The following is a 15,136-nucleotide window of genomic DNA, read 5'->3' on the forward strand; positions in this document are numbered from 1 at the left end:
AACTATTCGGTCTGCGGGGTGCTCCTTACGGAAGAACCGTTGTGAAACGCCTTACATCGAGATCTTCGGGGCCGATCGAAGTCCCTAAAAGGTCCCTGATCGAAGGAATAACCCGAACCAGCGGTGCTCCGCGCCCGTTCGTCCATTACCGTGGTCGGGTGAGCATCCAACCTTCCGGTGACGCGTCCTGGCCCGCGGTATTGACCTGGCAGGCCCACAACGCTCCTCGTATGGAGTCTGTTCGTGTGCAGCTGAACGGAAATCGCATCAAGGCTTCCGGCCGGATCATCGGTGGAGCCTGCAGTGAGCACCCGGCATTCAGTGCGTCATACGACCTGGTCACCGACGAGGCCGGCATCACCCGCCGGCTGTCGGTGCGGACCGCCCTGGCCGCCGGTGAGCGTCAGATGTCGATCAGCCGGGACGAAGAAGGCACCTGGATGGTCGAGAACGGCGCCAGTCACCAGCGCTCTGCGTTCGATGGCGCACTTGATGTCGACGTGATCCTCAGCCCGTTCTTCAACACGCTGCCCATCCGCCGCGTCGGCTTGCAGAACGACATCGAAGACGCCGAGGTCCCGGTCGTCTACGTCAACCTTCTCGACCTGCGTGTCGAGGGTGCGACCATCACCTACAGCAGCGGCACCGACGGAATCAGTGTGCTGTCCCCGGTGTCCAGCTCGACGCTGGCCGTCGATACCGAAGGCTTCGTCCTCGACTACCCGGGTCTGGCAACTCGAATCTAGGTTTCGTACCTCTAGGTTTCGGATCGCCGGATGACACCACCGCGTCGACCGGCGTCCCGCATCCGCTCGATCCAGTCGGGTTCGCCGACCTGAACGTCTTCGATGTCCCAACGCTCGTGCGACTCGTAAGCGCCGCGCGCAGTGAACCCCGAGTCGACCAATCGTGCCGTCGAGCCGTTGTCGAGCAGATCGGTACGTGCACCCTGCAAAAGGTCGAGCGCTTCATCCAGCGCGACCAGCAGGGCGTCGCGGTTGCCCTCGCACATCGCTCGCACCAGGCCAGGAGCGCTCCCGGCTACGCGGGTGCCGTCGCGAAATGACCCGGCGGCCAGCCCAAGAGCCAGTTCGCCGCCGGCAGCTCCGGTGATCGCGAGTGTTTCCGCTAGTAGGTGGGGCAGGTGAGAGATACGCGCGACTGCTCGATCGTGCTCGAGAGATTCGGCCGGCACGACCACCGAGCCGCAGTCGAGTGCAAGGTCGGCGACCTGCGACCACACGTCTGCATCGACGCCTTCGTCGGTGGCAACGACCCACACCGCGTCGACGAACAGATCGGCATCCCCGACCGCCCAACCCGAAGCTGACGTCCCCGTCATCGGATGACCGCCCACGAACTTGGCGCTCAAGCCCGCTCGTTCGACCGCGGCCTTCACTTCGCCCTTGACGCTGACGACGTCCGTGATCGGATTGTTCGGCGCATGCGCGGCGATTGCCTCCAAGGTGGCGTCGACGGCAGGCATCGGCACGGCGATCACAATGATCGCACCGCTCTCGTTCGCTCTCTGCAGCACTGAAACCAGATCGGTGTCGGCGTCGAAACCGTCGGCTCGGGCCGCGTCGGCGGACTCGCTGGAACGGTTGTAACCCCACGCCTGACGACCGGATCGGACGGCGGCGCGAAGTAGCGAACCGCCGATCAATCCGAGGCCGAGAACGCAGACTGGTGGGGCGGAATCGATCGCAGACACGAGTTCAGGTTGGCACATCGATGCTCGGACTTCACTCACTGGCACCAGGCGGGCTACCGTTGCGCCATGGGTGCACAGCGCGCGGGTAACAAGAGCGCCTCTTCGAACCAGTCGGAGGAGCTTGAAGGCTTCGGTGTCGCGGTGGTCCGTGAAGAGGGGCGTTGGACGGTCAAGGCATTGACGCCCGACGCGTTGACCTCGCTCTCGGCCGCCGAAACGCAGCTGCGTGAGCTGCGAAGTTCGGGTGCCGTCTTCGGTCTTCTCGACGTCGACGACGAGTTCTTCATCGTGTTGCGTCCGGCGCCGTCCGGCACGCAGTTGCTGATTTCCGACGCGACCGCCGCCATCGACTACGACATCGCAGCCGACGTCCTCGACGCCTTGCACATCGAGATCCCCGACATCGATCCGGACGACCTCGACGACGTCGAACCCTGGGAAGAGGGCGATCTGTCCGTGCTGGCCGATCTGGGCCTGCCGGAACCCGTGCTCGCCGTCATCGCGGCCGAGACCGATCTTTATCCGGACGAGCAGTTGGGGATGATCGCGCAGCGACTCGGGTTCGCATCCGAGTTCGGCGTAGCGCTCGACAAGCTCCCGCGCTAGATGACTCTCGCTGACGATCAGCGCATGATCCGTGCGGCCATCGTGGCCGCACGTTCCGCCTCCGACGCAGACGTCCCGGTCGGGGCAGTGGTGTTCGACGCAGACGGCGTCGAAGTTGCTCGGGCCTCCAATGCCAGGGAAGCGTCGTCCGATCCGACCGCGCACGCCGAAATCCTCGCGTTGCGTGCTGCCGCGAAAACCTACGGTGACGGCTGGCGCCTGGAAGGTGCGACGCTTGCCGTGACCCTCGAGCCATGCACGATGTGTGCGGGCGCTCTGGTCCTCGCCCGGGTTTCTCGGGTCGTTTTCGGGGCGTGGGAGCCGAAAACCGGAGCCGTCGGATCATTATGGGACGTAGTTCGAGATAAAAGATTGACCTATCGGCCGCAGGTGCGCGGCGGGGTCCTCGAGGACGAATGCGCTGGGCTTTTGGAAGATTTCTTCCGCGAGCAGCGGGCCTGAAATAGGTATTCCCCATCGAGAGTGAACGCACACTCGGGTAGCCGGAACCGGTAATCACGGGCATGGTGGAGATCAGATGCCGTCAGGGTATCGGCGAATCGCCGGAAGGTGATTCGTTCGCGTTCACAGAGGAGTACTCATGGGAATCGCAGACAAGGCTCAGAACAAGGCCGAAGACCTCGGGGGCAAGGCCAAGGAAGCTGCTGGCAGCGCTACCGGTGACCGGGACCTCGAAAACGAAGGTAAAGGCGACCAGGTGAAATCGGCCGTCAAGGATGCCGGCGAGAAGGTCAAGGACGCCGCGTCCAGCATCAAGGACAAGCTCACGTAATACCGCTCCACCTGGCGATTTCGGCCACGGGCACTCCATCCGGTAAAGTCACCAACGGTGGCGTGTCCGAGCGGCCTAAGGAGCACGCCTCGAAAGCGTGTGACGGGTAACCCCCGTCCGAGGGTTCAAATCCCTCCGCCACCGCCAAAGCTCCCCACCTGTTCACGCAGGTGGGGAGCTTTTTTGTGTGGTAAACCTGGCGTGCGAGCGCTGCCGACCGTCAGGACGGACACGCTCCGACTGGACCATCGGACGACCGGCCAGTCCGCCATTCGGACGAGGGCAGCGCTGGACTTCGGAGGAGATCGGAAGCCGCACTAAGTCTTATGGGGGAGGGGCCGCCCTCCGGTGGACATTCACAGGTTGACGAAGTTCAGGAGCGGCGAGCGATCCACTCTGCAGCGGCGGCATCGATGTCCTGCTTCAGCTTCTCGAAGAACGAGGGTGGCGGGGTGGGGATCAAATCTGCTGCGGTAGTGAGGGATCGACTGAGGGCGATCCGACGCTCGCGTAACTCGTCGTCGGTCAGGAGCGTCAGGTCCGCCATTGCGAGCTCCCCCGATCGGTGTGATTCGTGTTTCGGGCAGACCGTGCGCATCGGGATCGATGCATGATTCGATGCGCACGGCCCAGGCACTCCAGGCTGGGGGCCGGAATGCAAAAACCACTTTACCAAATGATTACTAATGGCTGTGGGTGTGCCCGCTTTCGGTGTTCGTGGAGCGCTTTCACAGGGTTCTCCCAGGTCGTAAGTCCTGACAATCGTTGAAGCTGCAACTATCGTCGAACCCATGAAAAAGATCTGGTGGATCGGCGGAGCAGTAGTTGTGGTCGTACTCGCCCTGCTTGTGGGGCCGTGGGCGTACGGGAAATTCATCGCTGAAGACGATGCGCCGGCGGCCGTGGTATCCACTCAGGGCGCAGAAGCGGCGTCCGGATCGATCGACGGGCAGTGGACCGTCGTCGCCGGGCAGGGGGACAACCAGACGGCAGCGGGATACACCGTGCACGAGATTCTGAACGGATCGAGTGTGACCGTCGTCGGAACCACGGGCGAGGTGAGCGGAAACGCGGTTGTCGAGGGTGAAAAGCTCACTTCAGGCGAAGTGACGGTGCAGGTGGCAAGCATCAAGACCGACTCGGATCGGCGCGACGGCCAGTTCACGGGCAATGTGATGGATACCAGCACGTATCCGACGGCGACGTTCACGATCGACTCGCCGGTGGACTTGGCTGCTGTGCCGACGGACGGAACAACGGCGACGGTCACGGTGTCTGGCACCTTGACACTCAAAGGTCAGTCCAAGCCGGTGTCGGTCGACATGACCGTGCTGCATTCGGGTGATTCGCTGATCGCATCGGGCTCGATTCCGGTCACCTGGACCGATTTCGGAGTTGAACCCCCGTCCCTCGGTTTTGTCACCGTCGACGCCAGTGGATCGGTGGACTTCCTCGTCTCACTCGCCGCGAGCTGAATTACGTCTACCCGATTCGCACTGCTTCGGGGCGGGCAGGGAAGATTAAGGACATGACCTTCCTTTCTTGTTGTCCGTTCCGAAGGCAGTGTGCGATTTCTGCCCGGACGGAATGAACAGGTGATGCCCCGGTGGAGACCGTTCCGAACGGGTGAAGACCCCGATCCACGGTTCACTCTCGCCAATGAGCGGACGTATCTGGCCTGGATCCGCACGGCGACGGCCTTTGTCGCGTCGGGCGTCGGACTCGAAGCGTTCGGCGGCGACATTCTCAACCCGACGGTTCGTGCCGGCTTGGCCGCGTTGTTACTCGTCGGCGGCGCTCTGATCGCCATCACTTCTTTTGTTCACTGGATCAGTGCCGAGCGAGCACTGCGTGCTGAGCGCTCGTTGCCGGTACCGCTGATGGCGCCGGTGGTCGGCATCGTGCTGGTGATCTGCGCGACCGTCCTGGTGGTCGAGGTGGTGAACTGATTGACCGCGCTGGAACCGTCGGAAGGTGTCAAGCCTCCGGACAAGGGCTTGCAGTCCGAGCGCACATCGCTCTCGTTCGTACGGACGAGTCTGTCGATCCTCGGCTTGTCTGCCGCCTGTTTGAGATGGTTGCCGCCGTTCGGTTCGGTAGCACTGATCGGCCCGTCCCTCGCTGCCGTGCTTGTCGTGGCGGTGACGGTCTACGAACGTCGGTCGCGACCCAGGAGGTTGGCCCAATTCTCAGCCGAAAAGGCAACGCCTGCTTTGGGTATGGGTGCTGCTCTCGCGGTCGCCCTGCTCCTGCTCAGTGCGACGGGGCTGTGGATTCTGCTGAAGTAATCTCGGCTTTCGGTGCCCAGCCGGGTGGGCCGAACACGTAGCCTGCGCGCTGGCGCCACGACTTCGACGCTTTCCAGTCGCGAGCGATGGCAGCGTATTCGCGTGTTTGGAGCTTCCAGATGTTGTACGTTCCGACCGGCGTCGTGAGTCCGTAGGTGGGCCGGTGGGTTTCGGCTGCGAATGTTCCGAACATCCGGTCCCAGATGATGAGGATTCCGGCGTAGTTGCGGTCGAGGTACTCGGCGTCGGAGCCGTGGTGGACGCGATGGTGCGACGGCGTGTTGAAGATGAATTCGATGGGCCGCCAAAGTTTTCCGACACGTTCGGTGTGGACGAAGAACTGGTAGACGAGGCTGACGGAGAAGCCGACGAACACCATCCACGGCGGAATCCCGAGGAACGGCAACGGCAACCACATGATGATCTCACCGCTGTTGTTCCACTTCTGCCGCAGTGCGGTGCTGAAGTTGAAGTACTCACTCGAATGGTGAGCCTGGTGTGTGGCCCAGATGACCCGAACTCGGTGCGCGATGCGGTGATACGCGTAATAGAGGACGTCGATTCCGAGCAGCAGGATCACCCAGGTGTACCAGGCCGTCGGCGAGAGGTGCCACGGAGCGAGGTACACCCATATTGCGGAATAGCCGATCAGCGCCAGCACTTTCCAGAAGGTGCTCGTTGCGATCGACACGAGTCCGAGCAGAACGCTGGTTCTGGCGTCGACGCTTCGGTAGCCGCCTTCCGCGGGTCGTGCGCGTCCGTCGGCGTCGTCGGGATGATCCTCGAGAGCGCGGGCCGCGAACCATTCGATTGCCAGGAAGATGACAAACGCGGGGATTGCGAGCGTGACTGGATCATGGAGCGGTTCGAGAAGTGACTTCCATGATTCGAGAAGGGTTTCCCACACGCGATTTGTCCTGTTCTCTAGCTTCGATCGTTACATCATGCATCAAAATGTAACGTCACGGAACCCTTTGCGGCGAAGAACTCGCAGGTTTGTTGCGACTATTCATAGAACGATGGTAGGAATTGCCGGTGCATATCACCGCGAAGGTGGACTACGCCGTGCGGACTCTGGTCGAGCTCGCGGCAGTAGGTCCTGACCCGGCCAAGGCCGAGTTTCTCGCCAAATCCCAGGTCATACCCCACAAGTTCCTGGAAGCGGTGCTCTCGGACCTGCGGCGCGGCGGCTTGGTCAACAGCCGTCGAGGCCCGGACGGGGGATACTGGCTCGCTCGGTCCGCGGACGAGATCACGATTGCAGACGTCATACGAGCCGTCGAAGGACCGCTTGCTTCGATTCGGGGTCAGCGACCGGAAGACGTCGACTACGGGGGGCCGGCGACGCCCCTCAAGGAGGTGTGGATTGCAGTGCGCGTCAACCTCCGTGCTGTGCTCGAAAATGTCACACTCACCGATGTAGCAGGTGGAGAGTTGCCCGAGTTCATTCACGAACTGACGGCAGATCCCGAGGCGTGGAATCGGCGCTGATACAGCCCGGTTTCAGTGTGCCCGTCGACGTGGAACAGTCATAGGAGCAGTGTTCGCAGTGTTGCCTCCCGCGGATTTTGCGTCGTACATCAGATGATCGGCCGCAACGATTGCTCGGGAGAACTCGTTGTAGTCGAACTCTTCCTGATGCGGGATGAAAGGTAGCGTCGCTGCTCCGACGCTGACCGTGGCCAAGGGGTCGTCGGAAGCGTTCACGACGGCTTTGGGCAGTGTCGCGATTCTTTTGCGAAGTCCGTACGGGGTGCCGATCATCACAACGGTGAACTCCTCGCCGCCGGTGCGCGCGGCGTAGCCGAAACCGTTCACATGCTCCTGCAGGCGCGTTCCGGTCCGGATGATGACGGCGTCACCGACTTCGTGACCGAAGGTGTCGTTCACAGCCTTGAACTTGTCGATGTCGACGACGGCAACAGCAATGTCGGCACGATTTGCCGACGCGACCGACCAGATGCGCTCCGACATGTCCCACAGCCCTCGCCGGTTCAGCAGTCCGGTGAGTGCATCCACCTTGGATCCCGTTGCGCGCGAGAGTAATTGCCGCCAGGTGAATTGAATGGTGGCCGGAATGAAGATCACGGCACACAGTACGACGTCGGTGCGTGCAATCACGCTGGTTGCCGAGTAGTCGCCGTTCGTCAGGCCGAGCACGGTCAGGGCGATGACAAACGTCGTGGCAAAGGCGAGGTGGAATGCCAGCCAGCGGCGGTCGAGAAAATAGGTGAAGTAGGCGCCGGTGGCCACAAAGAGTGCCGCGCCGAAAAGGGCGGCGTTATGGCTGGTGAAGGTGATGAGAATCGAGGCAGTTCCGAGATCCGCCCACAGACCGTAGAGCTTGAGCATGCGTGAACCTCTGATTCGGCCGACAAACCAGAGAATCGTGGGGATCAGGTTGACGGTCGCAATGCCGACGAGCCAACTGCGCGCAAACGGTCCGTCCGGGCCCTCTCCGCTGAGGAGAAACAGGAACGCCACGATCGAGAAATTGAGTGAGCAGAATCCGATGGTGAGACGGACGAGACGTAGTACGGAGCCTCGTCCGGACTTCGATCCCCACAGCATTACCGTGGACGAAACCGGCCAGGTATGCAGGAGCGGGTCCATCAGATTCCTTCGCCGAGCACATTGCGGTTAATTCACCGCAAAGTATGTCAGGCCATGTTGATTCACGCGTCAACTTGGCAGTGGGCGTCACGCCGTGGAGCTGCTCACAACTCTCTCTGTCGCGCTGTTCAGGCATTTGCCGTGCGTGAGTGTGAGGTACGCCTCGAGTTTCCGCGCTGTGTGTTCGATCGCACAATATTGCAGACCTCTGCAAAGTTGCAGAGCTCTGCAAGTTGGGTACCGTGTTGGAGTGATCATCGAACAAGGCCTTCGCGACCGCAAGAAGGCAGCAACCCGTGCCGCACTCAGTGGCGCGGCAGCACGGCTCGCTCGTGCGCTGGGGATCGAATGCGTCACCGCTGACGCGATCGCCTCCGAGGCCGGAGTGTCGACGAGGACGTTCCACAACTACTTCTCCAGCAAGGAGGAGGCAGTGCTCGCCAGTTTCGAGGAATCGGTGAACCTGTGGATCGAGGCGCTTGCGTCGCGGCCCGCGGACGAACCAATTCTCGACGTCCTCGAAGAACTTGTGGTCGAAATCGTGAACGACTCAGGTCCGAGTGGGAGTGAGAAGGCAAGTATCTGGCTGCTGTCGGATTCGAGTCCCGCGCTCTACCGGGATGCCGCAGACATGCATCAGCGGATCAACCGTGCAGTCGTTCAGGCATTGGCGGAACGCACCGGTACCGACGCCGAGAAGGACCTGTACCCGACGCTCCTCCTCGGAGCGGTGGGCGGAGCCGCTAAATCGGTGATCGACGTCTGGACTGGCGGAAAGTCGGAGGCTTCCAGTCCGGAGGAGTTGGTTCACGACGCTTTTCGGCAGATTCGTGCCGGATTCCCCGCGCCGCCGCCCGCCCCTGAGATGTCGCGTCCCTGAGATGTCCCGTCTCTGAGTCCCACACGTAATACCTGTCCACGTACACGCACCGAAACAGCAAGGAGCCCGTCGTGGCCACCTATCTTTATCGGATCGGCAAGTTCGCCTACCGGCGAAAAGGCGCGGTCCTCAGCGTTTGGCTGATAATCCTGGTCCTGATGGGCGTCGGGGCAGCCACCCTGTCCGGCCCCACCAAGGATTCGTTCTCCATTCCGGGAACCCCGGCACAGCAGGCGCAAGACCTGATGGCGGAGCGTTTTCCCGACGCGCCCAACCCGATGGATTCGCTGAGCGCACGATACGTAGTGCAAGCTCCGGCGGGCACGACGCTGGCCGATCCGGCGAACGTCAAGGCCATGGACGAGATGCTCGAGAGTATCCGTGGCATCGACAAGGTCGCCGACTCCGCCAAGGTGGACCCGGCGACTGCCACTCCGGAACAGGCCGCGAAGGCGTTGGTCAATCCGGTTACCGGCAACGACTCCATGGTTGCGATGTTCAAGGAAAAGGCTGCTGCGGCTGGAACTTCCGAGACGCAGGCCGTGGACGACGCGCGCGCGTTGTCGCCGCTCAGTGCCGACGGCACGGTCGGGTACGTCGAGGTTCCGTTCAGCGGTGACTTCGCCGATCTCGATCAGGCGTTACGTGATTCGATCAACTCCGCAGCCGATGTCGGTCGGGCCGAGGGACTCAACGTCCAGGTCAGTGGTTCTGCTGCACAGGAAGCGGAGATGCCCGGTGGTGTCACCGAGCTGATCGGTATCGCCGTTGCCGCTGTCGTTCTGGCCATCACGTTCGGTTCGCTTGTGGCCGCGGGGCTTCCGCTCCTCACCGCGATCATCGGTATCGCTATCGGCAGCCTTGGAATCACGGTTGCCACCGGATTCATGGATCTCAGTTCGATGACTCCGACGCTGGCGATCATGATCGGTCTGGCCGTGGCGATCGACTACTCGCTGTTCATCATGTCCAGGTTCAGGCATGAGCTCACCCTCACCGACAACCGTGCCGAAGCAGCAGGTCGCGCCGTCGGAACCGCCGGTTCCGCAGTGGTATTCGCCGGTTTGACAGTCATCATCGCGCTCGTTGCCTTGCGTGTCGTCGGTATCCCGTTCCTCTCGGACATGGGTGCGGCAGCGGCCTTCACGGTGCTGATCGCGGTCCTGATCGCATTGACCTTGCTGCCCGCGATCCTGGGTATGTTCGGGCGCAAGGCTTTTGCCGGCAAGATTCCCTTCCTCAGCAAGCGTGCGGAGGAGTCCGAAAACGATGATTCAGGCAAGCCGAAGCTGGCTCTGCGCTTCATCACCGCCGTCGTTCGTCGTCCGCTCGTGCCGCTGATCGGTGGAGTAGTTCTTCTGGGCGCATTGGCTCTGCCCGCAACGGGATTGAGCCTGGCATTGCCGTCGGAGGCCACCGGTGACCCGGCGACCAGTGCGCGTCAGGCGTACGACCTGATCGACGAGGGCTTCGGTGACGGCCGCAACGGACCGCTGATCGCCGTTGTCGACGCCAAGGATGCCAGCGTCCCCGCCGGGGAGGCCTTTGCGGAGGTCGTCTCGACCATCTCGAGCTTCGGTGACGTCCAGAACGCACAGGTCGTCGGGGTCAACGAGGCCGGCAACACCGCGCAGGTACTGATCACTCCGAAGAGCGGACCGACCGATCCGGCCACGATGGATCTGGTGGGCAGCCTCCGCGGAGCAGAAGCGGGACTCAACGATTCGATCGGCGTCAGCTACGGCATCACCGGTCAGACCGCACTCGAAGGCGACGTCTCGGACACGCTGAAGGATGCATTGGTGCCCTACCTTGCCGTAGTGGTCGGCCTTGCATTCATTCTGTTGCTCTTGGTGTTCCGTTCGATCCTGGTTCCGCTGACGGCGACGCTCGGCTTCCTGCTCAGCGTGCTCGCGACATTCGGTGCGACGGTGGCGATCTTCCAGCACGGTTGGTTGGGCATCATCTCGAACCCACAACCGCTCGTGAGTTTCATGCCGATCTTCCTGATCGGCGTGGTGTTCGGGTTGGCGATGGACTACCAGGTGTTCCTCGTGACGCGTATGCGTGAGGAGTACGTCCACGGTGCGAGCGCGAAGGAGGCCGTGACCATCGGCTTCAATCACGGTGCCCGCGTGGTCAGTGCGGCCGCGGTCATCATGATCTCCGTGTTCGGTGCCTTCATCGCGGAACCGAACTCGTTCATCAAGTCGATCGGATTCGCGCTCGCCGCGGCGGTGTTCTTCGACGCCTTCATCGTGCGCATGGTCATCATCCCGTCCGTCATGGCACTGCTCGGCGACAAGGCGTGGTGGTTGCCGAAGTGGCTGGACAAGATTCTGCCGAACGTCGACATCGAGGGTGAGAAGCTCAGCAAGGCCCTCCGTGACGAGAAGGAAGCGGAACTGCAGTCCGCATCTGCTTGATCTCTGCTGTGCGCCTTTATTAACCCCCCGCGGTTAATAAAGGCGCACAGCTGTTTTTGTGTATCGAAATATCCAGCGGCACATGTCGGCCAGGATTGGTAACCTTCGCTCACTATGCTGATCAGGCTGCTGCGCACTTATCTGACGCCGTACCGGGGTGAACTCACGGGCGTTGTCGTCCTGCAGTTTATTTCGACTATGGCGGCCCTTTACCTTCCGAGTCTCAACGCCGACATCATCGACAACGGCGTGACCAAAGGCGACACCGGCTACATCCTCTCCACCGGCGGGATGATGCTGATGGTCACGCTGACGCAGATCCTGTGCTCAGTGGGTGCCGTCTTCTTCGGAGCGCGAGTCGCCATGGGCGTCGGGCGCGATCTCCGAGCGTCGGTGTTGCATCAGGTCGGGACGTTCTCGGCCAGGGAAGTCGGGCACTTCGGTGCGCCTTCGCTGATCACCCGCAATACCAACGACGTCCAGCAAGTACAGATGATGGTCGTGATGAGTTGCACCATCCTCGTCATGGCTCCGATCATGTGTATCGGCGGCATCATCATGGCTCTACGACAGGACCTGAATCTTTCCTGGATCCTCGGGATCAGCGTCCCGCTCCTCGTAGTCTCGATGGGTTTCCTGATTGCCCGGATGGTCCCCGGATTCAGGGTCATGCAGGGCCGCCTCGACGCCGTCAACCGTGTTCTTCGCGAACAGATCACGGGCATCCGCGTCGTCCGAGCGTTTGTACGGGAACCGTACGAGGTAGAGCGTTTCGGCGACGCCAACCGCGAACTGACGGAGACTGCACTCGGCGTCGGCCGCCTCATGGCACTGATGTTCCCGCTCGTGATGCTGATCAGCAATGTCACCAGCGTCGCGGTCATCTGGTTCGGTGGCCATCAGATCAACGAGGGTTCGATGCAGATCGGCTCGCTCACCGCGATGCTCAGCTACATCATGCAGATCCTGATGGCCGTCATGATGGCCACCTTCATGGCGGTGATGCTGCCGCGTGCGTCGGTGTGCGCCGAACGTATCTCCGAGGTACTCGACACCGATTCCTCGGTGATTCCGCCCGAGAATCCTGTCCTGGAGTTGAAGGACCCGGGCGTCGTCGAACTTCGTGGAGCTCAGTTCCAGTTCCCCGGAGCCGAGGAGCCAGTGTTGCGCGACATCACCTTCCGCGCCGAACCAGGCAAGACGACGGCGATCATCGGCGGCACCGGGTCGGGAAAGACCACTCTGCTCAACCTGATTCCGCGATTGATCGACTCCACCTCCGGATCGGTATCGGTGGGCGGCGTCGACGTCCGCGACATCGACACGGAGCTGCTCTGCTCGGTGATCGGTCTGGTCCCGCAGAAGCCGTATCTGTTCTCCGGCACTGTCGCCACCAATCTCCGCTACGGAAACCCCGAAGCTACCGACGAATGGCTGTGGGAGTGCCTCGAGATCGCCCAAGCTGCCGACTTCGTCCGCGCCATGCCAGAAGGCCTGGACACACCGGTGGCACAAGGCGGTACGACGGTATCGGGCGGTCAGCGTCAGAGACTCGCCATCGCGAGAGCGTTGGTGCGTAAGCCGCAGATCTATCTGTTCGACGATTCCTTCTCGGCACTCGACCTCACTACCGACGCACGGCTGCGTGCGGCGCTCCGGCCGGTCACGCAAGACGCCTGCATAGTCGTTGTCGCGCAGCGTATCTCCACTATCGTCGAGGCCGATCAGATCATCGTGCTCGACGACGGCGCCATCGTGGGGATCGGCACGCACGACGAACTCGTGGTCAGTTGTCCCACCTACGGCGAAATCGTCGCCTCTCAGCTAGCCGTACAGGACGCATCATGAGTAATCGACCGACTTCCTCGCCTCCCATCGGCCCGCCCGGCGGCGGCGATCCCACCAAGAAGGCCATGAACTTCGGCCCTTCGCTCAAGCGTCTCCTCGGTCGCTTGAGCCCGGACAAGCCGATCGTCATCCTGATCTTCGCTTTGGTGACGGCAAGCGTCGTACTTTCCTCGATCGCGCCGAAGATCCTGGGAAACGCCACCAATCTGATCTTCGACGGCATCGTCAGCAAGCAACTCCAGCCGGGGACGACAAAGGAACAGGCTGTCGAAGGATTGCGTGCTTCGGGGCAGGGTCAGCTCGCCGACATGGTGTCCGGCATGGCCGTTGTGCCCGGAACCGGAATCGATTTCGACGCCGTCGGCAAGGTCTTGATGATCGTGCTGCTGCTGTTCGTCTGCGCGTCGCTGTTCAGTTGGCTGCAGGCGTATCTGCTCAACATCGTTGTGCAACGGACCGTTCGTCGGCTGCGTGAGGACGTCGAACAGAAGATTCATCGACTTCCCTTGCGGTACTTCGATACCCATGCCCGCGGTGACGTACTCTCGCGCGTGACCAATGACATCGACAATGTCGCGCAGAGCTTGCAGCAGACGCTCAGCCAGTTGGTCATGTCGGTGATGACCGTCCTGGGCATTCTGGTGATGATGCTGTGGATCTCACCGTTGCTCGCCCTGATTGCAGTGGCAACTGTTCCGCTGTCGATCATGGTCACGGCGTTCATCGCGAAACGTTCGCAGAAGCACTTCGTCGCGCAGTGGAAGAGCACCGGCGGAATCAATGCACAGGTCGAGGAAGCATTCAGCGGCCACGAGTTGGTCAAGGTGTTCGGCCGCCAGCACGAGGTCGAGGAGCGCTTCCGCAAGCAGAACGAGGATCTGTACGAGTCGAGCTTCAAGGCGCAGTTCATCTCCGGTCTGGTCATGCCGGCCGTGATGTTCCTCGGCAACCTCAATTACGTTGCCATCGCAGTGGTGGGTGGTATGCGCGTCGCATCCGGAACGATGACGCTCGGCGACGTGCAGGCGTTCATCCAGTACTCGCGTCAGTTCACCCAGCCGCTCACGCAGATCGCGTCGATGACAAATCTGCTGCAGTCCGGTGTCGCTTCGGCCGAGCGTGTTTTTGCGCTGCTCGACCAAGACGAGCAGTCGGAGGACCCGAAGGGCGCGAAGTCGCCCACGGTTGACAAGGGCCGCGTCAAGTTCGAGAACGTCACCTTCAGTTACAAGCCGGAACAGCCGCTGATCGAGGACTTGTCCCTGACCGCCGAGCCCGGCCAGATGGTTGCGATCGTCGGCCCCACCGGGGCAGGCAAGACCACCCTCGTCAACCTCATCCTGCGGTTCTACGAACTCAATTCGGGCCGAATCACTTTGGACGGTATCGATATCGCCGACATGACGCGAGACGATCTACGTTCACGCATCGGTATGGTTCTGCAGGACGCGTGGCTGTTCGGTGGAACCATCCGCGAGAACATCGCGTACGGCAAGCCCGGTGCCACCGACGAGGAGATTCGTCGCGCGGCCGAGATGAGCTACGTCGACAAGTTCGTGCACTCTCTGCCTGAGGGTTACGACACGGTCATCGACGAGGAAGGCAGCAACGTCAGTGCCGGCGAGAAGCAGCTCATCACCATCGCCCGCGCCTTCATCTCGCAGCCGTCTATTCTGATCCTCGACGAGGCGACCAGTTCGGTGGACACACGCACCGAACTACTGGTTCAGAGCGCCACCGCGGTTTTGCGCAGTGACCGCACCAGTTTTGTCATCGCGCACCGTCTTTCGACAATTCGTGATGCGAACCTGATCGTGGTGATGGAGGAAGGCCGCATCGTGGAGCAGGGGAGCCATGAGGCTCTGCTCGAATCCCGCGGCGCGTACTTCCGTCTGTACAACAGCCAATTCGTGGGCGCGGAGATCTAATGCCTCAGTAGACTGGAGCAGACTTGGTCCGCTGGGTGGA

16 protein-coding genes and 1 tRNA gene are annotated in these 15,136 nt (G+C 61.7%); 13 read left to right on the forward strand and 4 right to left on the reverse strand.

Annotation, left to right across the window (positions count from 1 at the left end):
• Positions 1 to 158: 158 nt before the first annotated feature.
• A complete protein-coding gene (locus FEZ59_RS07305; RefSeq protein WP_019746484.1) occupies positions 159 to 746 on the forward strand; it encodes a putative glycolipid-binding domain-containing protein in 588 nt (195 codons plus the stop codon).
• 11 nt (positions 747 to 757) lie between these two features.
• Here the strand turns inward: FEZ59_RS07305 and FEZ59_RS07310 are convergent, their stop codons facing one another.
• Positions 758 to 1,732, reverse strand: coding sequence for a prephenate dehydrogenase (locus FEZ59_RS07310; protein ID WP_172932544.1), 975 nt, complete (start codon positions 1,730 to 1,732; stop codon positions 758 to 760).
• A gap of 48 nt (positions 1,733 to 1,780) precedes the next feature.
• On the opposite strand from FEZ59_RS07310, the gene FEZ59_RS07315 reads away from it, so the two are divergent.
• The 4 genes from FEZ59_RS07315 (at position 1,781) to FEZ59_RS07330 (ending at position 3,260) form a co-directional block, all read left to right on the forward strand.
• On the forward strand, positions 1,781 to 2,320 hold the full coding sequence (locus tag FEZ59_RS07315) for a tRNA adenosine deaminase-associated protein (protein WP_047888780.1): 540 nt from the start codon (positions 1,781 to 1,783) through the stop codon (positions 2,318 to 2,320).
• A complete protein-coding gene (locus FEZ59_RS07320; RefSeq protein WP_003943976.1) occupies positions 2,321 to 2,782 on the forward strand; it encodes a nucleoside deaminase in 462 nt (153 codons plus the stop codon).
• 139 nt (positions 2,783 to 2,921) lie between these two features.
• Positions 2,922 to 3,113 (forward strand): CsbD family protein, encoded by a 192-nt coding sequence (locus FEZ59_RS07325; protein ID WP_003943869.1) that lies wholly within the window; start codon positions 2,922 to 2,924, stop codon positions 3,111 to 3,113.
• A 56-nt stretch (positions 3,114 to 3,169) separates the two neighbouring features.
• A tRNA-Ser gene (locus FEZ59_RS07330) sits at positions 3,170 to 3,260 on the forward strand.
• Positions 3,261 to 3,486: 226 nt separating this feature from the next.
• Here FEZ59_RS07330 and FEZ59_RS07335 read toward each other — a convergent pair.
• On the reverse strand, positions 3,487 to 3,660 hold the full coding sequence (locus tag FEZ59_RS07335) for a hypothetical protein (protein ID WP_003943953.1): 174 nt from the start codon (positions 3,658 to 3,660) through the stop codon (positions 3,487 to 3,489).
• Positions 3,661 to 3,904: 244 nt separating this feature from the next.
• On the opposite strand from FEZ59_RS07335, the gene FEZ59_RS07340 reads away from it, so the two are divergent.
• The 3 genes from FEZ59_RS07340 to FEZ59_RS07350 all read left to right on the forward strand — a co-directional run bounded on the left by FEZ59_RS07340 (position 3,905) and on the right by FEZ59_RS07350 (position 5,401).
• Positions 3,905 to 4,588, forward strand: coding sequence for a YceI family protein (locus FEZ59_RS07340; protein WP_019746487.1), 684 nt, complete (start codon positions 3,905 to 3,907; stop codon positions 4,586 to 4,588).
• 123 nt (positions 4,589 to 4,711) lie between these two features.
• Entirely contained in the window at positions 4,712 to 5,062 is a 351-nt protein-coding gene (locus tag FEZ59_RS07345) for a DUF202 domain-containing protein (protein WP_029537421.1), read from the forward strand.
• The gene (locus tag FEZ59_RS07350) at positions 5,063 to 5,401 is read left to right on the forward strand and encodes a DUF202 domain-containing protein (protein ID WP_019746489.1); all 339 of its coding nucleotides are present in this window, start codon (positions 5,063 to 5,065) and stop codon (positions 5,399 to 5,401) included.
• Here FEZ59_RS07350 and FEZ59_RS07355 read toward each other — a convergent pair.
• Entirely contained in the window at positions 5,367 to 6,308 is a 942-nt protein-coding gene (locus FEZ59_RS07355) for a sterol desaturase family protein (protein WP_021332865.1), read from the reverse strand. The two genes, FEZ59_RS07350 and FEZ59_RS07355, sit on opposite strands and share 35 nt — an antisense overlap.
• 128 nt (positions 6,309 to 6,436) lie before the next feature.
• On the opposite strand from FEZ59_RS07355, the gene FEZ59_RS07360 reads away from it, so the two are divergent.
• A complete protein-coding gene (locus FEZ59_RS07360; protein WP_003943908.1) occupies positions 6,437 to 6,892 on the forward strand; it encodes an Rrf2 family transcriptional regulator in 456 nt (151 codons plus the stop codon).
• Positions 6,893 to 6,904: 12 nt separating this feature from the next.
• On the opposite strand, the gene FEZ59_RS07365 is transcribed toward FEZ59_RS07360, so the two are convergent.
• Positions 6,905 to 8,014, reverse strand: coding sequence for a sensor domain-containing diguanylate cyclase (locus FEZ59_RS07365; protein ID WP_019746491.1), 1,110 nt, complete (start codon positions 8,012 to 8,014; stop codon positions 6,905 to 6,907).
• A 250-nt stretch (positions 8,015 to 8,264) separates the two neighbouring features.
• On the opposite strand from FEZ59_RS07365, the gene FEZ59_RS07370 reads away from it, so the two are divergent.
• From FEZ59_RS07370 to FEZ59_RS07385, 4 genes are all read left to right on the forward strand, one after another.
• On the forward strand, positions 8,265 to 8,894 hold the full coding sequence (locus tag FEZ59_RS07370) for a TetR/AcrR family transcriptional regulator (protein WP_019746492.1): 630 nt from the start codon (positions 8,265 to 8,267) through the stop codon (positions 8,892 to 8,894).
• Between the two features lie 71 nt (positions 8,895 to 8,965).
• Positions 8,966 to 11,320: an MMPL family transporter gene (locus FEZ59_RS07375; protein WP_021342526.1), complete on the forward strand. Its 2,355-nt coding sequence runs from the start codon at positions 8,966 to 8,968 to the stop codon at positions 11,318 to 11,320.
• Between the two features lie 114 nt (positions 11,321 to 11,434).
• A complete protein-coding gene (locus FEZ59_RS07380) occupies positions 11,435 to 13,168 on the forward strand; it encodes an ABC transporter ATP-binding protein (RefSeq protein ID WP_021332868.1) in 1,734 nt (577 codons plus the stop codon).
• On the forward strand, positions 13,165 to 15,096 hold the full coding sequence (locus tag FEZ59_RS07385) for an ABC transporter ATP-binding protein (protein WP_020968186.1): 1,932 nt from the start codon (positions 13,165 to 13,167) through the stop codon (positions 15,094 to 15,096). Before FEZ59_RS07380 ends, FEZ59_RS07385 begins: the two co-directional genes overlap by 4 nt.
• Positions 15,097 to 15,136: the final 40 nt, after the last annotated feature.

Source organism: Rhodococcus sp. MS13 (assembly GCF_013277835.1).
Taxonomy (GTDB): domain Bacteria; phylum Actinomycetota; class Actinomycetes; order Mycobacteriales; family Mycobacteriaceae; genus Rhodococcus_F; species Rhodococcus_F erythropolis.